Below are 3279 nucleotides of genomic sequence, written 5' to 3' on the forward strand. Positions count from 1 at the left end.
TTTTACAATGGCTTGTGGGCTGTCAATTTCTAGAATCCTGCCTTCCTGAATAAGAGCAATTCGGTCGCATAAGGCGGCTTCATCCATATAAGGCGTTGAGACCAGTATGGTAATGCCTTTTTCTTTGAGTCACTTGAGCATTTCCCAAAATTCCTTTCGGGAAACAGGGTCAACACCAGTGGTGGGTTCGTCTAAAAATAATACTTTGGGTTTATGTATTAAGGCGCAGCTCAATGCCAGCTTTTGTTTCATTCCCCCGGCCCTTCGGTTTTTGAAGGGTTCTATTTGTACATAAATATCTTTTATTAAGTCGTAATTTTCTTCAATGGTCGTTCCAAAAATGGTAGCAAAAAAATTCAGGTTTTCCTCTACGGTTAAATCTTGATATAAAGAAAATCGTCCCGGCATATATCCCACGCTTTTTCTAATGGATTTATAATCGTTTACTACATCCCATCCTGCTACTGTGGCTGTGCCCTGGTCTGCAACAAGCAAGGTGGTTAACAACCTAAACAAAGTGGTTTTACCGGCTCCGTCAGGACCTATCAATCCAAAGAGTTCACCTTCTTCAACCTCGAAAGAGATGTTGTTCAGGGCCTTAACGTCTTTGTAAGACTTAGAGATATTTGTAACGGTTATACTCATAGTAGATATTGTCAGGGGTTTATTCGTTTACATTGAACCACATTTCTGCCGGCATTCCAATTTTCAAACTGCCCTTTTCATTGGGTACATCAACTTTGACGGCATAAACCAGCGCAACTCGTTCTTCTTTGGTTTGAATGATTTTTGGCGTAAACTCTGCTTCAGATGCTATCCAGGTGACAATGCCGGGATGACTGCTCATCCCACTGCCTTCGTCAACTTTTACAGTTACCTGCTGACCTATTTTGATTTCGGCCAATTGGGTTTCGCTCACATACACTCTTAGCTGCATTGTACTTAAATCGGCTATTTTATAAAGCGGTTTTCCATAAGCAGTTACTTCCTGTGGCTCTGTAAAAGTGGTGAGTACTGTGCCATTTATGGGATTTCTAATGATGCTTTTTTGAATTTGATCATCCAATTGTCTTATTTGTATATCCAGACTTTTTAGTTCTTTGATTACCGGGGCATTTTGAATTTCGATATTTCTTATTTGTTGTTGGATTACACCTAGTTCTCCCTGAACATCGTCCAGTTGTTTTTGAGTAGCTGCGTTGTCTTTCAGCAGGTTTTCAATACGGGTTTTGTTGGTGTTGAGGATGTTTTTTTGCGCATTCAGCACTTTGATTTGTGATAGTACCCCTTTAGATTTAGAAGCTGTTATTTCTTTAGTTGCCAGAAGGAGTTCGCGTTTTAAACCCAACGGAATGGTGTCAATAAACCCCACAACAGTGTTTTGGATTAATAGGTCACCTTCGTTTACATCAAAGGCCATTAGTTTTCCGTTTCCTTCGGCAGACACTACAATTTCCGTTGCTTCAAAGTTTCCATAAGCATCTGCTTTTCCGTTGGAATTGGAGCAGGAGACTAAAACGAACAGGCTGATAAATAATCCGGTTATAATACTGATAAATGATTTCATAATTGTTGTCCTTGAATGATGTTGTAATTTGCTTTTGCCAATTGTAATTGAATGCGGTGTAGTTTTGAGCTGATTTCAGCTTCATAAAGTGCCGTAAGTTCTGTGAGATATGCCGAAGCGGTGATAACACCGTTGTTTAATTGTGACTGAGCAACCTTGGCAACTTCTTTTCTCAACTTAATAATTTCGCTGTCAGTCACCAGATAATCAGTTATGCTGTTGATTTCAGCTGCCAGTTGCTGCAGCTGAATTTGCGTTTGAAGTGAAAATACTTCCAACTCGCTATCGATAATTTCTTTATTTACCGAAAGCGCTTTGCGTTCTTTTTTATTGGCGTTCCAGTCAAACAGCTTCCAGTTTAAGCGTAAGCCTGTAATGTAATAGGCTTCAAATGAATTTTCCAGCATATTTAGCCCGGGATTGCCATAGCCTCCAGTAGCAAAAGCCTGTAGCTTTGGATAGTTTTTTTTGGAGAGCAGCTGTTCTGATTGTTCTATTTGCTGTTTTTGAAGCTGAAACAACTCCAGTTCAGGGCGCTGCAACGGCTTTTCTAAAGAGACTGTTTGCAAAGGCTCTTTAAGTTGTGCTGACTCCGGAAGCGGCTGACCGATGAGTTCAGACAAATTGGTCAACAATGCTCTTTTGTGATTGCTATGTTCCAGTAGTTTTTGATCTACTTTTAGCAATTCGGCTTCAATCACTTTATCTGATGCCGGCAATACCAAACCGTGTTTGATACCTGACTTAACTTCATTCAAGCGGGATTCGAGATCGTTTTTCTGAAGGTTTAAGACTGCCTGTTTTTGCTGATTCAGTAAAATTGAAAAATAAATTTGATTGATTTGTAATTTGAGTTGATAAAGGCTCACCTCCAACTGTTTTTGTTGTGTTTTGAGTTCGGCTTCTTTCAAGTTTGAGGCGGCAGCAACCTGGCCACCGTCATAGATGAGTTGGTTTAAAGTGAGTGTTGCGCGATACTGGTCTTTGTTTAAAGGCTCAACTCCAGAACCGGGAAACGGAATTTCGGTCGCATCTGACTGGTAAGTGGCTTGTGCGTCCAACTCCATTTGTGGTAGTCTTTTGGCATGAAGGGCCTCTCTTTCAAGGGAGGTTTTTGTGTTCAACAAAGCCGTTTGTTTTTGTAACGGATAGTATTCTTCGGCAAGAGCATAACATTCTTCAAGTGTGATGGTTGTTTGTGACCAGGCGACAGTGCCGGTTAACAACAGAATAAAAACGAAGGATTTTTTCATGGTGTTCGTTTTATAGATTGGATAATAAATTCGGCCACATGTGTTTTACGTTCGTTCATCAAGTTTTCAAAAGCAGTTTCATCATTACCGGTCAATCCTTTTACCAGGTTCTTGGCAATAAATGGAAAGATGTTTAAGGAAATGATATTAATAAACAGTTGTTCTCCACTGATGGGGATTAGTAAACCTGCTTTTACTTCATCGTTTACCTGTTGTTTAAATTTTGAGATATTCGGAAAATTTTTATTTTCTCTTAGTTTATTGAGAAACTCCGGATTTTTGTTGAGCTCCTGTATCACAAAATTGGGCAGGTAAGGATGCTTGATTACAAAGGAAATATAACTGGAGGTAAAGTTTCTTATTTTATCTTCTACAGAAGAATCATCATTGAGTATGGTATTGATTTGCGGAGCGAGTAATGAAAAAGCGGTTTTGAAAACGGCTTCAAAAAGTAGTTGT

The 3279-nt window shown here is 39.5% G+C and carries 3 protein-coding genes and 1 pseudogene; all 4 read right to left on the minus strand.

Annotation, left to right across the window (positions count from 1 at the left end; genetic code table 11):
• Window positions 1-645: pseudogene (locus tag AACY61_RS11020) on the minus strand (ABC transporter ATP-binding protein); the annotation flags it as partial.
• Window positions 646-664: 19 nt separating this feature from the next.
• On the minus strand, window positions 665-1567 hold the full coding sequence (locus tag AACY61_RS11025; RefSeq protein WP_339611636.1) for an HlyD family efflux transporter periplasmic adaptor subunit: 903 nt from the start codon (window positions 1565-1567) through the stop codon (window positions 665-667).
• Complete coding sequence (locus AACY61_RS11030) at window positions 1564-2820, minus strand: TolC family protein (protein WP_339611637.1); 1257 nt, start codon at window positions 2818-2820, stop codon at window positions 1564-1566. The genes AACY61_RS11025 and AACY61_RS11030 overlap by 4 nt, the downstream gene beginning before the upstream one ends.
• On the minus strand, window positions 2817-3279 hold a 463-nt coding region (locus AACY61_RS11035; protein ID WP_339611638.1), incomplete at its 5' end, for a TetR/AcrR family transcriptional regulator. The genes AACY61_RS11035 and AACY61_RS11030, both read right to left, overlap by 4 nt.

It is taken from the genome of uncultured Planktosalinus sp. (assembly GCF_963973675.1).
Lineage (GTDB): Bacteria > Bacteroidota > Bacteroidia > Flavobacteriales > Flavobacteriaceae > Planktosalinus.

What these genes read in the sequence shown, in the direction of transcription:
- AACY61_RS11025 (WP_339611636.1), bottom strand. Translation starts at nt 1,567, where the DNA reads ATGAAATCATTTATCAGTATTATAACCGGATTATTTATCAGCCTGTTC.
- AACY61_RS11030 (WP_339611637.1), bottom strand. Translation starts at nt 2,820, where the DNA reads ATGAAAAAATCCTTCGTTTTTATTCTGTTGTTAACCGGCACTGTCGCC.